Below are 19083 nucleotides of genomic sequence, written 5' to 3'. Positions count from 1 at the left end.
ATGTCCCTGAAAACGCTAAAATACTTTTCCACCCTCTTTATCCTTGCCCTCGCGCTGGTTGCGGGTTGGTGGATGTGGAATTTTTATATGCAGTCGCCCTGGACGCGTGACGGCAAAGTTCGTGCTGAACAGGTCAGCATCACCCCTCAGGTGTCGGGAAGCATCACGACGCTGTTGGTTAAGGATAACCAGTTCGTCAAAAAGGGAGACGTTTTATTCCGAATTGACGACACCCCGTACCACATTGCGATTCTGAACGCCCAGGCACAGCTGGCGAAAGCCCAGTCTGACCTGGCAAAGGCCAACAACGAGGCCAACCGCCGCCGACACCTGTCGCAAAACTACATCTCAGCGGAGGATTTAGACACCGCGAATATTAACGTTAAGGCCATGCAGGCGAGCGTCAACGTGGCGGAGGCGACGCTGAAGCAGGCGCAGTGGCAGCTGACCCAAACCGTGATTACGGCACCGGTCGATGGATGGGTGACCAACCTCTTCGCCCGCGTGGGTAACTACGCCACTACCGGCCAGCCGGTTTTCGCCCTCGTCGACAGCCACTCCTTCTACGTGGTGGGCTATTTCGAAGAGACCAAGCTTCGCCATATTCGCGAGGGATCGCCCGCCGCGATTACGCTTTACAGCGGTTCGCAAAAGTTACAGGGTCACGTATCCAGCATAGGCCGGGCCATTTACGATCAAAGCGTTGAAACGGATTCAGGGCTGGTGCCGGACATTAAGCCGAACGTTCCCTGGGTGCGCCTGGCCCAGCGCGTTCCGGTTCGCGTAGAATTTGACCGTTTGCCGGAGGACATTACCCTGGTATCCGGCACCACCTGCACCGTCTCCATCGGAACCCGCTAATGAAGCTGCAGGGGCTCACCTGGCACAACACGCCGTGGATGAAAGCGACGCGTCCCCAGTGGCGCTACGCGCTGCGTAACGGCATTGCCATGTGCCTTGCGCTGACCATCGCCTACTACCTGAACCTGGATGAACCCTACTGGGCGATGACGTCTGCAGCGGTGGTCAGTTTCCCAACGGTCGGCGGGGTGATCAGTAAAAGCCTTGGCCGTATCGCAGGCAGCCTGCTCGGTGCCACCGCGGCGTTAATTATCGCGGGCCATACGCTGAACGATCCGTGGCTGTTCCTGCTGAGCATGGCGGCATGGCTGGGATGCTGTACCTGGGCCTGCGCCCATTTTACCAATAACGTCGCCTACGCGTTCCAGCTGGCGGGGTACACCGCCGCCATCATCGCCTTTCCGGTGGTTAACGTGCTCGACACCACCGAGCTGTGGGATATCGCGCAGGCGCGCGTCTGCGAAGTGATTGTCGGGATCCTCAGCGGCGGCTTCATGATGATGATCCTTCCCAGCACCTCCGACGGCACCGCGCTCATCACCGCACTGAGAACCATGCATACCCGATTGCTGGAGCACGCGAGCCTGCTGTGGCAACCGGATACCAGCGATGACATCCGCCTCGCGCATGAAAAGGTTATCGGACAGATCCTGACCATGAATCTGTTGCGTATTCAGGCGTTCTGGAGCCACTACCGCTTTCGCCGTCAGAACACCCTGCTTAACTATTTGCTGCACCAGCAGCTGCGCATGACCAGTGCCATCTCCAGCCTGCGCCGGATGCTGCTCAACTGGCCGACGCCGCCTGAAAATACCCGCGCCGTGATTGAAGCGCTACTCGCGGCCCTTGCGCGCCCGGATGCGGATATCTATACCGTGGCGCGGATTATCGCCCCGCTCGCCCCGGTTGATGAGTACGACTATCGCCATCGCGCCTTCTGGCAGCGCCTGAATTACTTTTGTCGGCTGTACCTGCGCAGCAGCCGCTGGATCACGTCCGTCGAAAATGCGACCCCAGTAACGGAATTTAACGTCCCCGGCAGCCCGGCACTCGCACGCCATACCGACTACCTGGAAGCGCTGTGGAGCGGTTTTCGCACCTTCTGCGCGCTGATGCTGGTGGGGGCGTGGAGCATCACCACGCAGTGGGAGTCCGGCACGGCGGCCCTGACGCTTGCCGCCATCAGCTGCGTGCTTTACTCCGTCGCGGCCTCGCCGTTCAACTCGCTTACGCTCCTGCTGCGCACGCTGGTGCTGCTGTCGCTGTTCAGCTTCGTGGTTAAGTTTGGCCTGATGGTGCAGATAAGCGATCTGTGGCAGTTCCTGCTGTTTCTGTTTCCCCTGTTGACCACCATGCAGCTTCTGAAGCTGCAAATGCCAAAACTGGCGGGCCTCTGGGGACAGCTGATTGTCTTTATGGGGTCGTTTATCTCCGTGACGAATCCCCCGGTTTACGATTACGCCGACTTTCTCAATGACAACCTGGCGAAGATCCTGGGCGTGGGGCTGGCGTGGCTGGCTTTCGCGGTGCTGCGTCCCGGCTCCGATGCCCGCAAGAGCCGCAGGCATATTCGGGAGTTACGCAGAGGGTTTGTCGACCAGCTCAGCCGTAAACCGTATCTGGGTGAAAACGAGTATGAATCGCTGGTTTATCACCACGTCAGCCAGCTGAATAACAGCCAGGACGCGCTGTCGCGGCGCTGGCTGCTGCGCTGGGGCGTGGTGCTGTTGAACTGCTCGCACGTGGTCTGGCAGCTTCGCGCGTGGGAAACGCGCTCCGATCCGCTGTCGCAGGTTCGTGATGTTTGCATCTCCCTGCTGCGCGATGTGATGAGCGAGCGCGGCGTCCAGCAGCGGCCGCTGGAAACCACGCTGAATGAACTGCAGCGGATCTGCGATACGCTGGCACGGCATCATCTGCCCGCAGCCCGTGATTTGGCCTCGATAATCTGGCGCCTGCACTGCTCGCTGTCGCAGCTGGAACAGGCCCCGCCGCCGGGAACGATTGGGGATCAGATCACCCCACACGCATAGCGTGCCCCGCCGCCACCGAGCGGTTTAGGCCGATCGGACATATTGTCGCCGCCGACATGAATCATCAGCGCTTTGCCTTTCACCTCATCCAGCTTTTTCAGTCGCGGCGCGACAACGGGATCGGTGGCTTTACCGTCGTTATTCACCACCAGCACAGGCAGATCGCCTAAATGCCCCATGCCATCCGGGCCTTCATGCTTGCCGGAATGCTGCGGATCGAGGTGACCCCCGGCCGCTTCCGCCGCCGACGGTTTGCCCTCTTTTAAAGCGGGCTGGCAGCTGCCTTTGGCGTGAACATGGAAACCATGTTCACCGGGAGGGAGGGCTTTGAGGTTGGGGGCAAACTCCAGTCCTTTATCGGTTTCAGTGATTTTCACCGTTCCGATGGACTGACCCACACCCTGTGAGGTGACGAGATTCATTTCCACTTCATCGCTGGCTGCCTGCGCTCCTGCGCAAACAACCAGCGTGACCAGTGCCAGAGCAAAACGCTTCATAATGACCTCCGAGGGTTATTTTTTGCCCCTTAAGTGTATACCAGGGGCAAAGATTTCACCGGAAAGTCACCTTCAGGCGGTTTATGGTACGTCGTAACCCAGCGCGGCCTTGCGGATGCGGAACCACTGCTGGCGGGTCATCTGCAGTTCTTCAGCCGCCAGCGCAGAACGCACGCGCTCAATTTTGCCGGAACCGATAATCGGCAGCGGTTTTGACGGCAGGCGCAGGATCCACGCGTAAACCACCTGCTCGATGCTCTCGGCGTTGAGCTCGCGGGCGATAGTTTCAAGCTCGTTGCGCAGCGGCTGGAATTCATCATCATTGAACAGACGTCCTCCCCCCAGGCACGACCAGGCCATTGGGCGAATGCGCAGCTGCTGCAGCTGATCGAGGGTACCGTCCAGCAGCAGCGGCTGGTGTACCGGGGAGATCTCAACCTGGTTAGTGGCCAGGGTAAACGGCAGACGAGACTGAAGCAGCGCAAACTGTGCCGGGGTAAAGTTAGACACGCCGAAGTGACGCACTTTCCCACTCTGGTGCAGGTTCAGGAAGGCTTCCGCCACCTCATCGGCGTCCATCAGCGGGTCAGGGCGGTGGATTAACAGCAGGTCGATACGGTCGGTCGCCAGATTGACCAGCGACTGCTCGGCGCTCTTGATGATGTGCGCGCTGTCGGTGATGTAATGACCGAGGGCGTGTTCAGGTTTTGCCGTGGTGGCAATCCCACACTTCGTGACGATCTCCATGCGATCGCGGAGTGCCGGAACCAGTTTGAGCGCCTCGCCGAACGCGGCCTCGCACTGGTAGCCACCGTAAATATCCGCATGATCGACCGTGGTGATGCCTAAATCGAGGTGCTCTTCAATAAAGCTCGCCAGCTGGAGGGGGGACATATTCCAGTCCATCAGGCGCCAGTAGCCCATAACAAAACGGGAGAATTCTGGCCCCTGGGGGGCAAGGGTAATTCGCTGAACCATAACATTTTCCTCAAGGATGTAATGTCATGAGTATACGCAATTACCGGGTTAAAAAAGTGAAGGTTGCTGCGGTTCTTCGGTCTCACCGGCTTTGTTTGCGCGTATTTTGCGCAGAAAACGCTGTCGGCAGAGGCGTAGCACCTCCTGCTTCTGCGTGTCGCTAAAGTTTTGCCAGTTAAAACGCTCATCACGGGTACGCATGCACCCGCGGCAATATCCGCGTTCATCGACCTGACAAATACCCCGGCACGGGCTCTGGATGGGGAAAAACTCCAGCTGCTCTGCCACACTCACCTCCCGATAGCCACTCTCACCTACAGTGAAGACGCTAAACGCGCCGCGTGCAAGGCCTATATCACAGATTTATGGCATTAAGGTTTCACTAATCTTCCCTCTCTATACTCGGCCCATCATGACAATGACAGGTTCACCGATCGATGTGGTTAATCAAAAAGTTACAATGTAACGACATTAAATTTACTCTGGGCTGTGCACTCTTCTTTACTCTGCTTAACGGGCTGTTTATCCAGCGCAGCTGGGCCATTATCGCCCCTGCCCATCTGCACGACATCCTCTTTGCCGCGTCCGTACCGCTGGTGCTGTTTTGCGGCTGGGTGATTGTTTTTAGCCTGCTTATTATCCCGTATCTCCGTAAGCCGCTGCTGATTGTATTGACGATCGGATGCGCTGCGGCTACCTACTTTATGTACACCTATGGCGCGGTGATCGATCAGAACATGATTGTGAACGTGTTCGAAACCAACTCTCAGGAAGCGACCGCTCTGGTGACCCCGCAGATGATCCTGTGGATTGTCATTGCCGGCCTCGTGCCTTCCGTGGTGGTGGCGTTGACCCGCATTCGTACCGGGAAATGGTGGTATGCCCTGCTGACGCGGGTTGCCGCGATGCTCGGCGCCCTGCTGGTGATTATCCTGATCGCCGCGCTGTTTTATAAAGACTACGCGTCGCTGTTCCGCAATAACAAAAGCATCGTCAAAATGGTCACCCCGGCGAACTATGTCAGCGCCGTGGTGAAGTACAGCAAAATGCGCTGGTTTGCTGGCGATCAAACGCTGGTGCGCATTGGTGAAGATGCCCATAAAGGGCCACTGATTACCGGTCAACAAAAGAAAACCGTTCTGGTGCTTGTCGTTGGCGAAGCCTCGCGCGCGGCAAACTACTCCCTGAACGGCTACGGGCGCGAAACCAACCCGGAGCTGAAAAAGCAGGATGTGATTAACTTCCCGCAGGCCTCCTCGTGTGGGACTGAAACCGCGGTCTCCGTTCCCTGCATGTTCTCCGGCATGACGCGCAGCAAATACGATGCCGACCTGGCTCACCACCGCGAAGGACTGCTCGACGTGCTCAAGCATGCGGGTATCAACCTGCTGTGGCGCGACAACGACGGCGGCTGTAAAGGTGCCTGCGATCGCATCCCTCATACCGACATGACGCAGTGGAATCTGGATCAGTTCTGCAAAGACAAATCCTGTATTGACGACGTGAATTTCTACCGTCTGGACAACGTGCTGGATGGCGTGAAGCAAGACACGGTGCTGGTTATCCACCTGATGGGGAGCCACGGTCCGGCATACTATCGCCGTTACCCGGACAACTTCCGTAAATTCACCCCAACCTGCGACACCAATGAGATTCAGGATTGCGATCATCAGGCGCTGATGAATACCTATGACAACACCATCCTCTATACCGACAGCATGGTCAGCAAAACCATTGATGCGCTGAAAGCACGCCAGGGGAGCATGAACACCGCCCTGATTTATCTTTCAGATCACGGTGAATCGCTGGGTGAAAGCGGTATTTATCTGCACGGTACGCCGTACGTGCTGGCACCGGAGCAGCAAACGCATATTCCGTTTATGTTCTGGCTGTCGCCGGATTACGCGAAAAACTTTGGCGTCAACGAGCAGTGTTTGCGTGACCATGCAGCAAAAAATGCGGTTTCTCAGGACAATTTGTTCTCGACCGTGCTGGGTATGATGGACGTGAAATCAACGGTTTATCAACAGCAGCTGGATATCCTGAGCGCATGTCGTCAGTAAACGCGCTTGCATTAGACCGAACGGTCTATTAGAGTGCGGCCATGAGCAGAAATACTGAACACGATACCCGCGAACATTTACTGGCGACCGGCGAGCAACTTTGCATGCATCGCGGGTTCACCGGTATGGGGTTGAGCGAGCTGTTAAAAACCGCTGAGGTACCGAAGGGGTCGTTTTACCACTACTTTCGGTCCAAAGAGGCCTTCGGCGTGGCGATGCTGGAGCGTCATTATGCTGGCTACCACCAGCGTCTGGCGACCCACTTTGCGTCGGGTGAAGGCAACTACCGGGATCGTGTTCTGAACTACTATCAGGAAACGCTGAACCAGTTCTGTCAGCAGGGCATCATCAGCGGTTGCCTGACCGTTAAGCTGTCTGCAGAAGTGTGCGATCTTTCTGAAGATATGCGCACGGCGATGGATAAAGGTGCCCGCGGCGTTATCGCCCTGCTGGCCCAGGCGCTGGAGAAAGGCCGCGATGAAAAAACGTTGGCCTTTTCAGGCGAGCCGCTAACCCAGGCGCAGGTGTTATATGCGCTCTGGCTAGGGGCTAACCTGCAGGCAAAAATTTCGCGCAGTGCCGTGCCGCTGGAAAGCGCGCTGGCACATGTGAAAAACAGTATTACTGCGCCTGGCGTATAGCAGGCGTTTTTATTTACCTTATTACTAGTCGACTGGTCTACTCAGGAGTCTTTATGTCAGCTGAAAAATTATTTACCCCCTTAAAAGTGGGTGCCGTCACTGCGCCAAACCGCGTGTTTATGGCTCCGCTTACCCGTCTGCGCAGCATTGAGCCGGGTGACATCCCAACCCCACTGATGGGTGAATACTACCGTCAGCGCGCAAGCTCTGGCCTGATCATCACCGAAGCCACGCAGATTTCTGCTCAGGCTAAGGGTTATGCGGGTGCGCCGGGTCTTCACAGCCCGGAACAGATCGCCGCATGGAAGAAAATCACCGCGGGCGTTCACGCTGAAGAGGGTCGCATTGCGGTCCAGCTGTGGCATACCGGTCGTATCTCTCACAGCAGCATTCAGCCTGGCGGCCAGGCACCGGTCTCCGCTTCGGCCCTGAGCGCAAACACCCGTACGTCCCTGCGTGATGAAAACGGCAATGCGATCCGCGTGGATACCTCTATGCCGCGCGCGCTTGAGCTGGACGAGATCCCGGGTATCGTGAACGACTTCCGTCAGGCAGTAGCGAACGCCCGTGAAGCCGGTTTTGACCTGATTGAGCTGCACTCCGCCCATGGCTACCTGCTGCACCAGTTCCTGTCACCGTCGTCTAACCATCGCACCGACCAGTACGGCGGCAGCGTCGAAAACCGCGCTCGCCTGGTGCTGGAAGTGGTTGACGCCGTATGCCAGGAGTGGAGTCCGGACCGTATCGGGATCCGCGTCTCCCCAATCGGTTCTTTCCAGAACGTCGACAACGGTCCGAACGAAGAAGCGGACGCGCTGTATCTGATTGAAGAGCTGGCTAAACGCGGTATCGCCTATCTGCACATGTCCGAGCCGGACTGGGCTGGCGGTAAACCTTACACGGACGCATTCCGCCAGAAAGTGCGCGAGCGTTTCCACGGGGTGATCATCGGTGCGGGGGCTTATACCCCGGAGAAAGCCGAAGACCTGATCGGCAAAGGGCTGATTGATGCCGTCGCGTTTGGCCGCGACTACATCGCCAACCCGGATCTGGTTGCCCGCCTGCAGAAAAAAGCGGCCCTGAACCCGCAGCGCCCGGAAAGCTTCTACGGCGGCGGCGCGGAAGGCTACACCGACTACCCTTCTCTGTAATCTCACCGTTGTTCATTGATAGCGGCGATACTTCGCCGCTATACTAAAACATCGTTTCTGTTCAAAAAGACAGTCTATTTCATTGGTTAATGAGGAAATTATGCGCCTACTTCACACCATGCTGCGCGTTGGCGATCTGCAACGTTCCATTGATTTCTACACTAACGTACTGGGCATGAAGCTGCTGCGCACCAGCGAAAACCCGGAATACAAATACTCGCTGGCGTTCGTGGGTTACGGCCCGGAAACGGATGAAGCGGTGATCGAGCTGACCTACAACTGGGGCGTAGACAGCTATGAGCTGGGCACTGCCTACGGCCACATCGCGCTGGAAGTGGACAACGCGGCCGAAGCGTGTGAGCGCATTCGCAGCAACGGCGGTAACGTTACGCGCGAAGCGGGCCCGGTAAAAGGCGGCACCACCGTGATTGCGTTCGTGGAAGATCCGGACGGTTACAAAATCGAGCTGATTGAAGCCAAAGACGCGGGTCGCGGTCTGGGCAACTGATCCCTCAGGGCGCAACATGCGCCCGTTGTTTTACTGCATCACCCTGCAAAATTTGCCATAATGCGCTCTGCTTTTTCCCCTTGTAAGAGACCCTGATGTCCGATAACGCTCAATTTAGCGGTCTGTGCGACCGTTTTCGTGGTTTTTATCCCGTTGTCATTGATGTAGAAACAGCCGGATTTAACGCTAAAACCGATGCGCTGCTCGAAATTGCCGCCATCACGCTGAAGATGGATGAACAGGGCTGGCTTATCCCGGACACCACGCTGCATTTCCACGTTGAACCTTTCGAAGGGGCAAACTTACAGCCGGAAGCGCTGGCGTTCAACGGTATCGATCCGCATAACCCGCTGCGTGGTGCAGTGAGTGAATATGATGCGCTGCACGCCATTTTTAAAATGGTGCGTAAAGGCATGAAAGAGAGTAACTGCAGCCGCGCCATCATGGTGGCCCATAACGCCACCTTCGATCATAGCTTTACCATGGCCGCCGCCGAGCGCGCCGCGCTCAAACGCAACCCCTTCCATCCTTTTGTGACCTTCGATACCGCCGCACTGAGCGGCCTGGCCCTGGGGCAAACGGTGTTATCAAAGGCCTGCATCACGGCCGGGATTGAGTTTGACGGCACGCAGGCACATTCCGCTTTATACGACACGGAGCGCACCGCAGAGCTGTTCTGTGAGATCGTCAACCGCTGGAAGCGTCTGGGCGGCTGGCCGCTGCCGATGGGTGATGAGGCCGAGCGCCAATCGTAGGTCGGGTAAGCGCAGCGCCACCCGACAAAAAAAAAGCGACCACATAGCGGGTCGCTTTTTTATTTGCGCAGAAAATTACTCTGCGTCCGGCTCTTCAGTTTTGTACTTCGCCGCCGTCTCTTTGATCAGCTGCTGCAGTTCGCCGCGCTGATACATTTCAATCAGGATATCGCAGCCGCCAACCAGTTCACCGTCAACCCACAGCTGTGGGAAAGTCGGCCAGTTAGCATACTTTGGCAGCTCAGCGCGGATGTCCGGGTTCTGCAGGATATCAACGTAAGCAAAACGCTCACCACAGGCTGACAGCGCCTGAACCGCTTGTGCGGAGAAGCCGCAGCTTGGCAGCTTCGGAGAACCTTTCATATACAGCAGAATCGGGTTTTCAGCGATCTGGCGCTGGATTTTTTCAATAGTGGTGCTCATGTCTTGCTTCCTTTAACTTCTGTTACGGCATTCGTCTGACATTGTAGCGGGTCAGACTGGCATCGGAAAATAACATTTTTGTCACGTTTATACATTCTACCCCGAGTCACGAAAAGTTGCATTGCAAATGGTGTTTACCCCTGCGGCGGTCAGGGTTTTGCTTAGGGAGTGGGCAAATGTGCGACAGAACGATGAATTTTTTTGCACTTGCTAACGAAACACGATTGTAGATTGAAAAATGCTATTAACTTTCTGGGTTTTTATAGATTAGAATCGACGGGCTTTGTAAATCACACGCGGGTATTATTGATGACCTGCATTAATCAGGGGACTGCCCAGTGGCGCGGATAAATAAAATCTCGATCACGCTCTGTGCTTTACTGTTTACTTCACTCACTTTCACGCCAGTGGCAAACGCCTCTCAGCAGGCGCGGCATTCTGCTGTACAAAAAAACCATCTGGTGAAAGCCACAGAACGTAAGAAAAAAACCACCGCTAAGAACGACAAGAAAAAAACACCGGCTCAAACGAAACAGACCGCTTCCAGCAAGACGAAAACAAAACCTTCCCGCACTGCCCACTCCGCCAAAAGTAAAGCTTCGCAAACCGCCGCTAACCTCGTTACTGAAAAATGCATCACGCGTAAAGGCCACAAGGCGAAATGCACGAAGGTCACGAAAATAGCGGAAGTGCATAAAGTGCGTGTACAGAAAGCGCAAAAAACCGCGATGAACAAACTGATGGGGCAGATTGGCAAACCTTATCACTGGGGTGGCAGCTCGCCGCGTACCGGGTTTGACTGCAGCGGCCTCGTCTATTACGCCTATAAAGATCTGGTCAAATTCCGCATTCCTCGTACCGCCAATGAGATGTACCACCTGCGCGATGCCTCTCCGGTTGACCGCGGTGAGCTGGAAAACGGCGATCTGGTGTTCTTCCGCACCCAGGGTCGCGGTACGGCTGACCACGTCGGCGTCTATGTCGGCAACGGGAAATTCATCCAGTCTCCGCGTAGCGGCCAGGATATTCAGATCACCTCTCTCAGTGAAGACTACTGGCTACGCCACTACGTCGGCGCGCGTCGCGTGATGACGCCGAAAACCATTCGCTAACCCCTGCCCTGCCACATCCGTGGCGGGGTAAGTTCCTCTTTTGCATACCCTTTCAATTTGCTATCCTGTCCTTGTTGTCTGTGTGGTTATTGGCAACGCAAAATACAATAAGGAGAGAAGCAATGTCGTTCGAATTACCTGCACTACCGTATGCAAAAGACGCCCTGGCACCGCACATTTCGGCGGAAACCCTGGAATACCATTACGGCAAGCATCACCAGACGTACGTCACCAACCTGAACAATCTGATCAAGGGCACCGATTTTGAAGGCAAAACGCTGGAAGAGATCGTCCGCAGCTCAGAGGGTGGCGTATTTAACAACGCGGCTCAGGTGTGGAACCACACCTTCTACTGGCACTGCCTGGCGCCGAATGCCGGCGGTGAACCTGCCGGTGAACTGGCTACCGCTATCAATGCCGCATTTGGCAGCTTCGCGGATTTCAAAGCGAAATTTACCGATGCAGCCATCAAGAACTTCGGTTCTGGCTGGACGTGGCTGGTTAAAGAGGCGGATGGCAAACTGGCTATCGTTTCCACCTCTAACGCGGGCACCCCGCTGACCACCAGCGCTAAGCCGCTGATGACCGTAGACGTATGGGAACACGCTTACTACATTGATTACCGCAACGCGCGCCCGAACTACCTGGAGCACTTCTGGGCACTGGTTAACTGGGACTTTGTCGCGAAGAACTTCGCCGCGTAAGAGACACGCAGAAGGGTTCGCCCTTCTGCGTTTTTGGTTTATTCCGCAGCGCAGGCTGCTTCAGGCTGTTTACGACCCGACATCATCACCAGCAGCAGGCCGAGCGCGGCAATAATCGCCCCCATCACCGGCACAAAGCTGTACCCCAGTCCCCCCGAAATCACGGCCCCACCGGCCGCCGCACCGAGCGCATTACCCAGGTTGAAGGCACCGATGTTGACCGAAGATGAGAGGCCCGGCGCTTCATGGGCGACGCGCATCACGCGCATCTGCAGCGGCGGCACCACGGCGAAAGTGGCAGCTCCCCAGACGACCATCGCGATCGCGGCCCCAAACTCATTACGCGCCAGCCACGGAATGGCAATCATGATGACAATCAGCAGGGTTAAGAAGCCCTTCAGCGTCCCGCTCACGGAACGGTCGGCAAATTTCCCACCGAGATAGTTACCGATCGAGAAGCCTACGCCAATCAGCACCAGCATCGCGGTCACGAAGAGAGGCGTTGCGTGGGTGATGTCATGCAAGACCGGTGAAATATAGGTGTAGAGGGTAAACATCGCCCCTGCCCCCAGCACGGTGGTGAGCAGCGCGGAGAGCACCTGCGGGCGCATCAGCACCGACAGCTCTCTGCGCACGTCAGGACGTTCCCCCGCGCTGCCTTTCGGCAAGGAGAAGAACAGCGCCACCATCGCAACCACGCCCAGCCCGGCAGTCGCCAGGAAAGACATACGCCAGCCGATCGCTTCCCCCAGCCAGGTTGCCGCAGGCACCCCGCCGATGTTGGCAATCGTTAGCCCCATAAACATGGTTGCCACAGCGCTCGCCTGCTTATGTTTTGGCACCACGCTGGCAGCAACGACCGACCCCAGCCCAAAGAACGCGCCGTGGTTAAGGCTGGTCAGAATGCGTGAGAGCATCAATGTGGTGTAGTCCGGCGCAATGGCCGAAAGCACGTTGCCCAGGGTGAAAATCGCCATCAGGAAAATCAGCGCATTGCGGCGCGCGCGGTGCGAAAGTAGAAGCGTCATCAGCGGCGCTCCTACCATCACGCCGATGGCGTAGGCGCTGATTAACATGCCAGCCGCAGGGATCGAGACGTCTACGCCCCGGGCAATAACGGGCAGTAACCCCATCGGGGAGAATTCAGTGGTGCCAATCCCAAAAGCGCCAATCGCCAGGGCCAGCAGGGGAAAATTGATTTTCATGCGTCAACTCCGGATGCCGTGTCATGTGGTGACACAGAACAAAGAAGCGGAAAGCATGACATCAATCACAAAAAATGAGAAGTTAACAAAATGGCAAAAGATTTTTGCCAGAGAAGTAACAATCCGGGGAGTCGGGAGGGAGAAGGCTCTCCCTCCGCGTAAATCAGTGCAGCGCAGCCGTCAGACCGGCCGCGACAATCAGAGCCAGCACAACAACGGTGGTGAACAGCGAAAACTTAAGATCGGAACTCATCAATTTTTCTCCTTTTAATCCCCACACGAAAAGTGAGCTTGCTCATTTTTGCACAGATTACGTCAAAAATCTTCCTGGATTTATACTGATAACCACTTTACCTCTTCCCCTTTTCATCAAGATAGGACAAAATTCCACGCTAAATTTATTAGCGTACCGGCCATTGACCCCCTCCTGACGTCCCGTGTCGTTTTCCCGGCGTGCCGCAATTCAACATTGCGAGATAAGGGTGAGAGAAGGCAAACGTTTACCTTCAAGTTTTTCAGGAGTTTAGGATATGGTCTGGAGTGACATTTAATGGCAACAATTAAAGACGTAGCAAAACGCGCAAACGTTTCCACTACAACCGTATCACATGTAATTAACAAAACCCGCTTCGTGGCGGAAGAGACGCGCAATGCCGTCTGGGCAGCGATCAAAGAGCTGCACTATTCGCCAAGCGCGGTTGCGCGTAGCCTCAAGGTTAATCACACCAAGTCTATTGGATTGCTGGCGACCAGCAGTGAAGCGGCCTATTTTGCCGAGATCATTGAAGCGGTTGAAAAAAACTGCTTCCAGAAAGGCTATACCCTGATTCTGGGCAACGCGTGGAACAGCATTGAAAAACAGCGCGCCTACCTGTCGATGATGGCGCAAAAGCGCGTTGATGGCCTGCTGGTGATGTGTTCCGAGTACCCGGAATCCGTGCTGTCGATGCTGGAAGAGTATCGCCACATTCCCATGGTGGTCATGGACTGGGGCGAAGCGCGCGCGGATTTCACCGATTCCGTTATCGATAACGCCTTTGAAGGCGGCTATATGGCCGGTCGTTATCTGATCGAACGCGGTCACCGCGAGATTGGCGTGATCCCCGGTCCGCTGGAGCGCAACACCGGCGCGGGCCGTCTGGCCGGTTTTATGAAAGCGATGGAAGAAGCGCTGATCAACGTGCCGGAAAACTGGATTGTGCAGGGTGACTTTGAGCCGGAATCGGGCTACCGCGCGATGCAGCAGATTGTCTCCCAGCCGCACCGTCCGACCGCCGTTTTCTGCGGGGGCGACATCATGGCGATGGGCGCGCTCTGTGCTGCCGACGAGCTGGGCCTGCGAGTCCCGCAGGATATTTCTGTGATCGGGTATGACAACGTGCGTAACGCGCGTTTCTTCACGCCAGCGCTGACCACCATTCACCAGCCGAAAGATTCGCTGGGCGAAACGGCCTTCAATATGCTGATGGACAGGATCGTCAACAAGCGTGAAGAGTCGCAGTCCATTGAAGTTCACCCGCGTCTTATCGAACGCCGTTCCGTTGCGGACGGTCCGTTCCGCGACTACCGTCGTTAATCGCTTTACGGGGCCAGCTATGCTGGCTCCCGTAACCATTCCCGGTTTAGCGTTTCGCTATCTCCCAGATAATCCAGCAGCCAGGCCATCGCAGGCGAGACATCATTTTGCTGCCAGGTGAGGCAGCAGGCCGCATCCGGGAACGGATTCTCCAGCGTCAGCTCAACCCACTCTCCGGTATCGATGCGCGGACGCGCGAAATGAACGGGCACCATTGCGACGCACAGTCCGGCGCTGAGGCACGTCGCCGACGATTCCCAGTCGGGGGCCACCACCCGCCGCTGGTTGTCCAGAAGCCAGGTGATACGCTTGGGCAATGAACGGGACGTATCCTCCAGCACCAGCGACGGCCAGTTGCGCAGCGTATCATCGCTCAGCGGCCCTTCCATCGCCGCCAGCGGATGATCGCTTGCCACCACGCACTTCCAGCTCAGCATCCCCATATCGCGAAAGGCGTAACGCCCCCCGACCGGGATCGCCTGCGTGGCCCCAATCGCCATCTCTGCCCTGCCGTCAGCCAGCGCATCCCAGACGCCGTTGAACACCTCCTGCGAGACCCGCAGTTCGACATCCGAAAAATGACGATAGAAGTCGACGATCATCTGCCGGGTGCGTTCCGGCTTAACGATGTTATCCACCGCGATGGAAAGATGTCCCCGCCAGCCGTTAGCGATCTGCTGACACTGTTCGCGGGTGATCTGCATTTTTTTGATAACAGAACGCCCTTCCTTCAAAAACCATGCGCCTGCGGGCGTTAATTCCACATCACGATGCCGCCGTTCAAACAGCGGAACCGCCAGCCACTCCTCCAGCTGACGCACCGTATAGCTGATTGCCGAAGGGACGCGGTGCAGCTCCTGCGCCGCACCGCTAAAGCTACCGTTACGCGCAACAGCATCGACCACTTCAAGAGAATAATCTGACCACATTTTCTGCCTGCAAAAAATTTGAATGCACCCGCCAAATATTAGCGTTTCACAAGCGGCTTTGCACTCCCTACACTCAGCGCCACTGTATACCTGCCTCCTCAGGAGAATAAAATAATGCAACTCAGGAACGGTTTTTTAGTCTGGCTCGGCGGCTTAAGCGTGCTGGGCTTTTTGGCCACCGATATGTACCTGCCGGCGTTTGCCGCCATGCAGGAAGATTTGCACACCCCGGCTGCCGCCATCAGCGCCAGCCTGAGTTTATTCCTCGCCGGTTTTGCCTTCGCACAGCTTCTCTGGGGACCGCTTTCGGACCGCTTTGGTCGTAAACCGGTACTGCTGCTGGGCCTGGCCATTTTTGCCGTGGGCTGCCTGGGGATGTTATGGGTACGCGATGCCACCTGGCTGCTGGTGCTGCGTTTTATTCAGGCCGTGGGCGTCTGTGCCGCGGCCGTGACCTGGCAGGCTCTGGTCACCGACTATTACCCGGCTAACCGCACTAACCGTATTTTCGCCACCATTATGCCGCTGGTGGGTCTCTCACCTGCCCTCGCTCCCCTGCTGGGCAGCTGGATCCTCGCGCATTTCGACTGGCAGGCCATCTTCGCCACGCTGTTTGCCATTACCCTGGTACTGATGCTGCCGGCGTTCGCCCTCAAGCCCGCGCATAAAAAAGAAGCGCATGCTGACGCGAAGCCGATTACCTTCACGTCCCTGTTCAGCACCAAAGCGTATCGCGGTAATGTCCTGATCTATGCCGCCTGCTCGGCCAGCTTCTTCGCATGGCTCACCGGTTCGCCGTTCATTCTGCATGATATGGGCTACAGCCCGGCAGCCATCGGCCTGAGCTATGTTCCGCAGACTATCGCGTTCCTGGTGGGCGGGTACGGCTGCCGCGCGGCGCTGCAGAAGTGGGAAGGTCAGCAGATGCTGCCATGGCTGCTGGTGCTGTATGCGCTGAGCGTCATCGGGACCTGGGCCGTTGGCTTTATTCCGGGTGCCGGTCTGGCTGAAATTTTGATCCCATTCTGCGTGATGGCCGTCGCGAACGGGGCGATTTACCCGATTGTCGTGGCCCAGGCGCTGCGTCCGTTCCCGCATGCGACGGGCCGCGCCGCCGCGCTGCAGAACACCCTGCAGCTGGGGCTGTGCTTCCTGGCAAGCCTGGTGGTCTCGGCGCTGATTGCCACGCCGCTCCTGACCACCACCAGCGTAATGCTGGTCACGGTTGCGCTGGCGGTGATGGGCTATCGCATGCAGGCAGCCGCGCAGCGCGAGCAGGACAACCGCACTCAGGTTGAAACGTCGCATGCATAATCGCGCCGGAAATCATGTTAATTTTCAGTGATTAGGTTGCTAACAATTTTCTATTGAATCACCAAATTTTGAGGCCTATACTAAATTTGGTTCGATTAAATACGATAAATATTAAGTGTTAACGGGAGCCGGAGCGCTCCCGTTTTACCATGGAAGGCATTTCGGCAAGGGTTATCTCCCTTCCTCTGTTCTACGTCGGATATTAGCCTCGCGGTATTTACCGTGAGATTTCTCACAAACCAAAAAAAGCGTCTACGCTGTTTTAAGGTTCTGATCACAGTAGGGTGATGGAGAAGCTATGAGTTCATCGTGTATAGAAGAAGTCAGCGTTCCGGACGATAACTGGTCCCGGATCGTCAGTGAACTGTTAGGTCGAGCAGGCATCACTATCAATGGATCATCGCCATCCGATCCTCAGGTTAAACATCCCGACTTTTTTAAACGCGTGCTGCGGGAGGGATCGTTAGGCCTGGGAGAAAGCTATATGGACGGCTGGTGGGAGTGCGAACGTCTGGATACCTTTTTCGCCAGCGTGCTGCGTGCCGGTCTTGAAAATCAACTCCCTCGCAATCTGAAAGACACCCTGCGCGTCGCATCTACCCGACTGTTCAATCTGCAAAGTAAAAAACGCGCGTGGATCGTTGGCAAAGAACACTACGATCTTGGCAACGACCTGTTCAGCCGTATGCTGGACCCTTTCATGCAGTACTCCTGCGCCTACTGGAAAGAGGCGTCGACGCTTGAAGAGGCCCAGCAGGCCAAGCTGCGTCTGATTAGCGAGAAGCTGCAGCTGCAGCCCGGTATGCGCGTGCTGGATATCGGCTGCGGCTGGGGCGGGCTGGCGTATTTTATGGCGAAGCACTATGGCGTCAGCGTCGTCGGCGTGACGATTTCAGCGGAACAGCAAAAAATGGCGCGAGAGCGCTGCCAGGGTCTCGATGTCGATATCCGGCTGCAGGATTACCGTGACCTGAACGAACAGTTTGACCGGATCGTTTCCGTCGGCATGTTTGAGCACGTCGGGCCGAAAAACTACGATACCTATTTTGAGGTGGTGGATCGTAATCTCAAACCGGACGGCATCTTCCTGCTGCACACCATCGGCTCTAAGCGGACCGACAATAACGTTGACCCGTGGATCAACAAATACATCTTTCCGAATGGCTGTTTACCGTCCGTTCGCCAGATTGCCAACGCCAGTGAACCCCATTTCGTGATGGAAGACTGGCATAACTTTGGCGCGGATTACGACACCACGTTGATGGCATGGCATGCGCGTTTTCAGGAGACCTGGCCTGAGATTGCGGACAACTATTCTGAACGATTCAAGCGGATGTTTAGCTATTATCTGAATGCCTGCGCGGGGGCGTTTCGCGCACGGGATATTCAGCTCTGGCAGGTAGTATTCAGCCGTGGGATTGAACACGGACTCCGTGTCGCACGCTAAAAAATAACCCCGGAAGCCCGGGGTTATTTTTTTATTCTTCTTCTGCGGCGGTCTTTATTATTGCCGCTTCTTTTGCGGCCAGCACGCGCTCAACCGTATCCACCACCGCCTGGGTTTGCGGATCGATTTCGATATTCACGCGGTGCCCCAGTTTTTTCGCACCCAGCGTGGTGCGCTGCAGCGTTTCAGGAATTAAATGCACGCAAAAACGCGTTGGCGTTACTTCACCCACCGTCAGGCTAATCCCATCAATGCCAATAAATCCTTTATAGAGGATGTATTTCATTAATGAAGGATCCTGCATTTTAAACCAGATTTGACGGTTATTTTCCGAGGTCACGATTTTCGCTACTTCAGCGGTGGTCATGATGTGCCCGGACATCAGGTGGCCGCCAATCTCATCGCTGAACTTCGCCGCACGCTCAACGTTGACGGTATCTCCCACCGCCAGCTCGCCCAGGTTGGTGATGCGCAGCGTCTCTTTCATTAAATCAAAGCTGATCTGGTTGCCGTTAATTTCGGTAACGGTCAGGCAGCAGCCGTTATGGGCAATCGACGCGCCGGTTTCAATGCCCTCAAGCATATATTCCGGCAGCTCAACAACATGAGTACGGAAATTAGGTTTTTCATCAATGGACACCACTTTGGCGGTGCCCTGCACAATACCAGTAAACATGCTTACAACTCCTGTTTTTTCCGGACGGTGGTGACACCGTTTAATCCCACCACAATAACAGTTGGAAAAACAGGTTGCCAGCGGAGCGCATTTTCTGGCGATTTTTTCACTAGATAAATAGCTAAAGCCCGCTACAATAGCTGGCACCCCCCTGCATTTTCTTCTTGCTGCCCGTTTCGGCGGCTTTTTTAGTCTCTCAAATAACTACAA

20 protein-coding genes are annotated in these 19083 nt (G+C 56.0%); 12 read left to right on the top strand and 8 right to left on the bottom strand.

Annotated features, from left to right (window positions below; all coding sequences use genetic code 11):
* Window positions 1-861, top strand: a complete 861-nt coding sequence (locus AC2TE5_RS09720) for an efflux RND transporter periplasmic adaptor subunit (RefSeq protein WP_484613114.1) — start codon at window positions 1-3, stop codon at window positions 859-861.
* Complete coding sequence (locus AC2TE5_RS09715) at window positions 861-2894, top strand: FUSC family protein (protein WP_484613113.1); 2034 nt, start codon at window positions 861-863, stop codon at window positions 2892-2894. Before AC2TE5_RS09720 ends, AC2TE5_RS09715 begins: the two co-directional genes overlap by 1 nt.
* On the opposite strand, the gene sodC is transcribed toward AC2TE5_RS09715, so the two are convergent.
* The 3 genes from sodC to AC2TE5_RS09700 form a co-directional block, all read right to left on the bottom strand.
* Window positions 2873-3391 (bottom strand): superoxide dismutase [Cu-Zn] SodC, encoded by a 519-nt coding sequence (gene sodC / locus AC2TE5_RS09710; protein WP_063142964.1) that lies wholly within the window; start codon window positions 3389-3391, stop codon window positions 2873-2875. The two genes, AC2TE5_RS09715 and sodC, sit on opposite strands and share 22 nt — an antisense overlap.
* Before the next feature lie 81 nt (window positions 3392-3472).
* On the bottom strand, window positions 3473-4369 hold the full coding sequence (locus tag AC2TE5_RS09705) for an aldo/keto reductase (RefSeq protein WP_032638255.1): 897 nt from the start codon (window positions 4367-4369) through the stop codon (window positions 3473-3475).
* Window positions 4370-4417: 48 nt separating this feature from the next.
* On the bottom strand, window positions 4418-4657 hold the full coding sequence (locus AC2TE5_RS09700; protein WP_023335439.1) for a DUF1289 domain-containing protein: 240 nt from the start codon (window positions 4655-4657) through the stop codon (window positions 4418-4420).
* 149 nt (window positions 4658-4806) lie between these two features.
* Here AC2TE5_RS09700 and eptA point away from each other — a divergent pair, with 149 nt between their 5' ends.
* From eptA to rnt, 5 genes are all read left to right on the top strand, one after another.
* A complete protein-coding gene (gene eptA / locus AC2TE5_RS09695) occupies window positions 4807-6432 on the top strand; it encodes a phosphoethanolamine transferase EptA (protein ID WP_484613112.1) in 1626 nt (541 codons plus the stop codon).
* Between the two features lie 41 nt (window positions 6433-6473).
* Window positions 6474-7073: a TetR/AcrR family transcriptional regulator gene (locus AC2TE5_RS09690; RefSeq protein ID WP_063142961.1), complete on the top strand. Its 600-nt coding sequence runs from the start codon at window positions 6474-6476 to the stop codon at window positions 7071-7073.
* Window positions 7074-7126: 53 nt separating this feature from the next.
* Window positions 7127-8224: an alkene reductase gene (gene nemA, locus AC2TE5_RS09685; RefSeq protein WP_045353833.1), complete on the top strand. Its 1098-nt coding sequence runs from the start codon at window positions 7127-7129 to the stop codon at window positions 8222-8224.
* 100 nt (window positions 8225-8324) lie between these two features.
* Complete coding sequence (gene gloA, locus AC2TE5_RS09680; protein WP_013096923.1) at window positions 8325-8732, top strand: lactoylglutathione lyase; 408 nt, start codon at window positions 8325-8327, stop codon at window positions 8730-8732.
* A 95-nt stretch (window positions 8733-8827) separates the two neighbouring features.
* Window positions 8828-9487, top strand: a complete 660-nt coding sequence (gene rnt / locus AC2TE5_RS09675; protein WP_159513975.1) for a ribonuclease T — start codon at window positions 8828-8830, stop codon at window positions 9485-9487.
* A 75-nt stretch (window positions 9488-9562) separates the two neighbouring features.
* Here rnt and grxD read toward each other — a convergent pair whose 3' ends face one another.
* A complete protein-coding gene (grxD, locus tag AC2TE5_RS09670; protein ID WP_003832760.1) occupies window positions 9563-9910 on the bottom strand; it encodes a monothiol glutaredoxin 4 in 348 nt (115 codons plus the stop codon).
* Between the two features lie 338 nt (window positions 9911-10248).
* Between grxD and AC2TE5_RS09665 the strand changes: the two genes are divergently transcribed.
* Together AC2TE5_RS09665 and sodB are read left to right on the top strand one after the other, a co-directional pair.
* The gene (locus AC2TE5_RS09665; RefSeq protein ID WP_032657756.1) at window positions 10249-11022 is read left to right on the top strand and encodes a C40 family peptidase; all 774 of its coding nucleotides are present in this window, start codon (window positions 10249-10251) and stop codon (window positions 11020-11022) included.
* 122 nt (window positions 11023-11144) lie between these two features.
* Window positions 11145-11726 carry a superoxide dismutase [Fe] gene (gene sodB / locus AC2TE5_RS09660; protein ID WP_023311353.1) on the top strand — a complete coding sequence of 194 codons (582 nt, stop codon included), beginning with the start codon at window positions 11145-11147 and terminating at the stop codon, window positions 11724-11726.
* Window positions 11727-11764: 38 nt separating this feature from the next.
* Here sodB and AC2TE5_RS09655 read toward each other — a convergent pair whose 3' ends face one another.
* Both AC2TE5_RS09655 and cydH read right to left on the bottom strand, forming a co-directional pair.
* Window positions 11765-12931, bottom strand: coding sequence for an MFS transporter (locus AC2TE5_RS09655; protein ID WP_121423486.1), 1167 nt, complete (start codon window positions 12929-12931; stop codon window positions 11765-11767).
* Between the two features lie 163 nt (window positions 12932-13094).
* Window positions 13095-13184 carry a cytochrome bd-I oxidase subunit CydH gene (cydH, locus tag AC2TE5_RS09650; protein ID WP_008500596.1) on the bottom strand — a complete coding sequence of 30 codons (90 nt, stop codon included), beginning with the start codon at window positions 13182-13184 and terminating at the stop codon, window positions 13095-13097.
* A gap of 297 nt (window positions 13185-13481) precedes the next feature.
* Here cydH and purR point away from each other — a divergent pair, with 297 nt between their 5' ends.
* Window positions 13482-14507: an HTH-type transcriptional repressor PurR gene (purR, locus tag AC2TE5_RS09645; RefSeq protein ID WP_023335431.1), complete on the top strand. Its 1026-nt coding sequence runs from the start codon at window positions 13482-13484 to the stop codon at window positions 14505-14507.
* A 17-nt stretch (window positions 14508-14524) separates the two neighbouring features.
* Here purR and punR read toward each other — a convergent pair whose 3' ends face one another.
* Window positions 14525-15436, bottom strand: coding sequence for a DNA-binding transcriptional activator PunR (punR, locus tag AC2TE5_RS09640; protein ID WP_023311350.1), 912 nt, complete (start codon window positions 15434-15436; stop codon window positions 14525-14527).
* A 114-nt stretch (window positions 15437-15550) separates the two neighbouring features.
* Here punR and punC point away from each other — a divergent pair, with 114 nt between their 5' ends.
* Together punC and cfa are read left to right on the top strand one after the other, a co-directional pair.
* A complete protein-coding gene (gene punC / locus AC2TE5_RS09635; protein WP_484613111.1) occupies window positions 15551-16750 on the top strand; it encodes a purine nucleoside transporter PunC in 1200 nt (399 codons plus the stop codon).
* Between the two features lie 298 nt (window positions 16751-17048).
* Complete coding sequence (cfa, locus tag AC2TE5_RS09630; protein ID WP_484613110.1) at window positions 17049-18197, top strand: cyclopropane fatty acyl phospholipid synthase; 1149 nt, start codon at window positions 17049-17051, stop codon at window positions 18195-18197.
* A 31-nt stretch (window positions 18198-18228) separates the two neighbouring features.
* On the opposite strand, the gene AC2TE5_RS09625 is transcribed toward cfa, so the two are convergent.
* Window positions 18229-18873: a riboflavin synthase gene (locus AC2TE5_RS09625; protein ID WP_023311347.1), complete on the bottom strand. Its 645-nt coding sequence runs from the start codon at window positions 18871-18873 to the stop codon at window positions 18229-18231.
* Between the last annotated feature and the right edge of the window lie 210 nt (window positions 18874-19083).

The sequence above is a fragment of the Enterobacter sp. N5-15 genome (genome assembly GCF_057221635.1).
The sequence above is the reverse complement of the archived record's forward strand: the minus strand, read 5'-3'. Positions and strand labels throughout refer to the sequence as shown.

What these genes read in the sequence shown, in the direction of transcription:
- rnt (WP_159513975.1), top strand. Translation starts at nt 8,828, where the DNA reads ATGTCCGATAACGCTCAATTTAGCGGTCTGTGCGACCGTTTTCGTGGT.
- eptA (WP_484613112.1), top strand. Translation starts at nt 4,807, where the DNA reads ATGTGGTTAATCAAAAAGTTACAATGTAACGACATTAAATTTACTCTG.
- AC2TE5_RS09705 (WP_032638255.1), bottom strand. Translation starts at nt 4,369, where the DNA reads ATGGTTCAGCGAATTACCCTTGCCCCCCAGGGGCCAGAATTCTCCCGT.
- AC2TE5_RS09720 (WP_484613114.1), top strand. Translation starts at nt 1, where the DNA reads ATGTCCCTGAAAACGCTAAAATACTTTTCCACCCTCTTTATCCTTGCC.
- sodB (WP_023311353.1), top strand. Translation starts at nt 11,145, where the DNA reads ATGTCGTTCGAATTACCTGCACTACCGTATGCAAAAGACGCCCTGGCA.
- sodC (WP_063142964.1), bottom strand. Translation starts at nt 3,391, where the DNA reads ATGAAGCGTTTTGCTCTGGCACTGGTCACGCTGGTTGTTTGCGCAGGA.
- cydH (WP_008500596.1), bottom strand. Translation starts at nt 13,184, where the DNA reads ATGAGTTCCGATCTTAAGTTTTCGCTGTTCACCACCGTTGTTGTGCTG.
- AC2TE5_RS09690 (WP_063142961.1), top strand. Translation starts at nt 6,474, where the DNA reads ATGAGCAGAAATACTGAACACGATACCCGCGAACATTTACTGGCGACC.
- AC2TE5_RS09625 (WP_023311347.1), bottom strand. Translation starts at nt 18,873, where the DNA reads ATGTTTACTGGTATTGTGCAGGGCACCGCCAAAGTGGTGTCCATTGAT.
- punC (WP_484613111.1), top strand. Translation starts at nt 15,551, where the DNA reads ATGCAACTCAGGAACGGTTTTTTAGTCTGGCTCGGCGGCTTAAGCGTG.
- nemA (WP_045353833.1), top strand. Translation starts at nt 7,127, where the DNA reads ATGTCAGCTGAAAAATTATTTACCCCCTTAAAAGTGGGTGCCGTCACT.
- grxD (WP_003832760.1), bottom strand. Translation starts at nt 9,910, where the DNA reads ATGAGCACCACTATTGAAAAAATCCAGCGCCAGATCGCTGAAAACCCG.
- AC2TE5_RS09655 (WP_121423486.1), bottom strand. Translation starts at nt 12,931, where the DNA reads ATGAAAATCAATTTTCCCCTGCTGGCCCTGGCGATTGGCGCTTTTGGG.
- punR (WP_023311350.1), bottom strand. Translation starts at nt 15,436, where the DNA reads ATGTGGTCAGATTATTCTCTTGAAGTGGTCGATGCTGTTGCGCGTAAC.
- gloA (WP_013096923.1), top strand. Translation starts at nt 8,325, where the DNA reads ATGCGCCTACTTCACACCATGCTGCGCGTTGGCGATCTGCAACGTTCC.
- purR (WP_023335431.1), top strand. Translation starts at nt 13,482, where the DNA reads ATGGCAACAATTAAAGACGTAGCAAAACGCGCAAACGTTTCCACTACA.
- cfa (WP_484613110.1), top strand. Translation starts at nt 17,049, where the DNA reads ATGAGTTCATCGTGTATAGAAGAAGTCAGCGTTCCGGACGATAACTGG.
- AC2TE5_RS09715 (WP_484613113.1), top strand. Translation starts at nt 861, where the DNA reads ATGAAGCTGCAGGGGCTCACCTGGCACAACACGCCGTGGATGAAAGCG.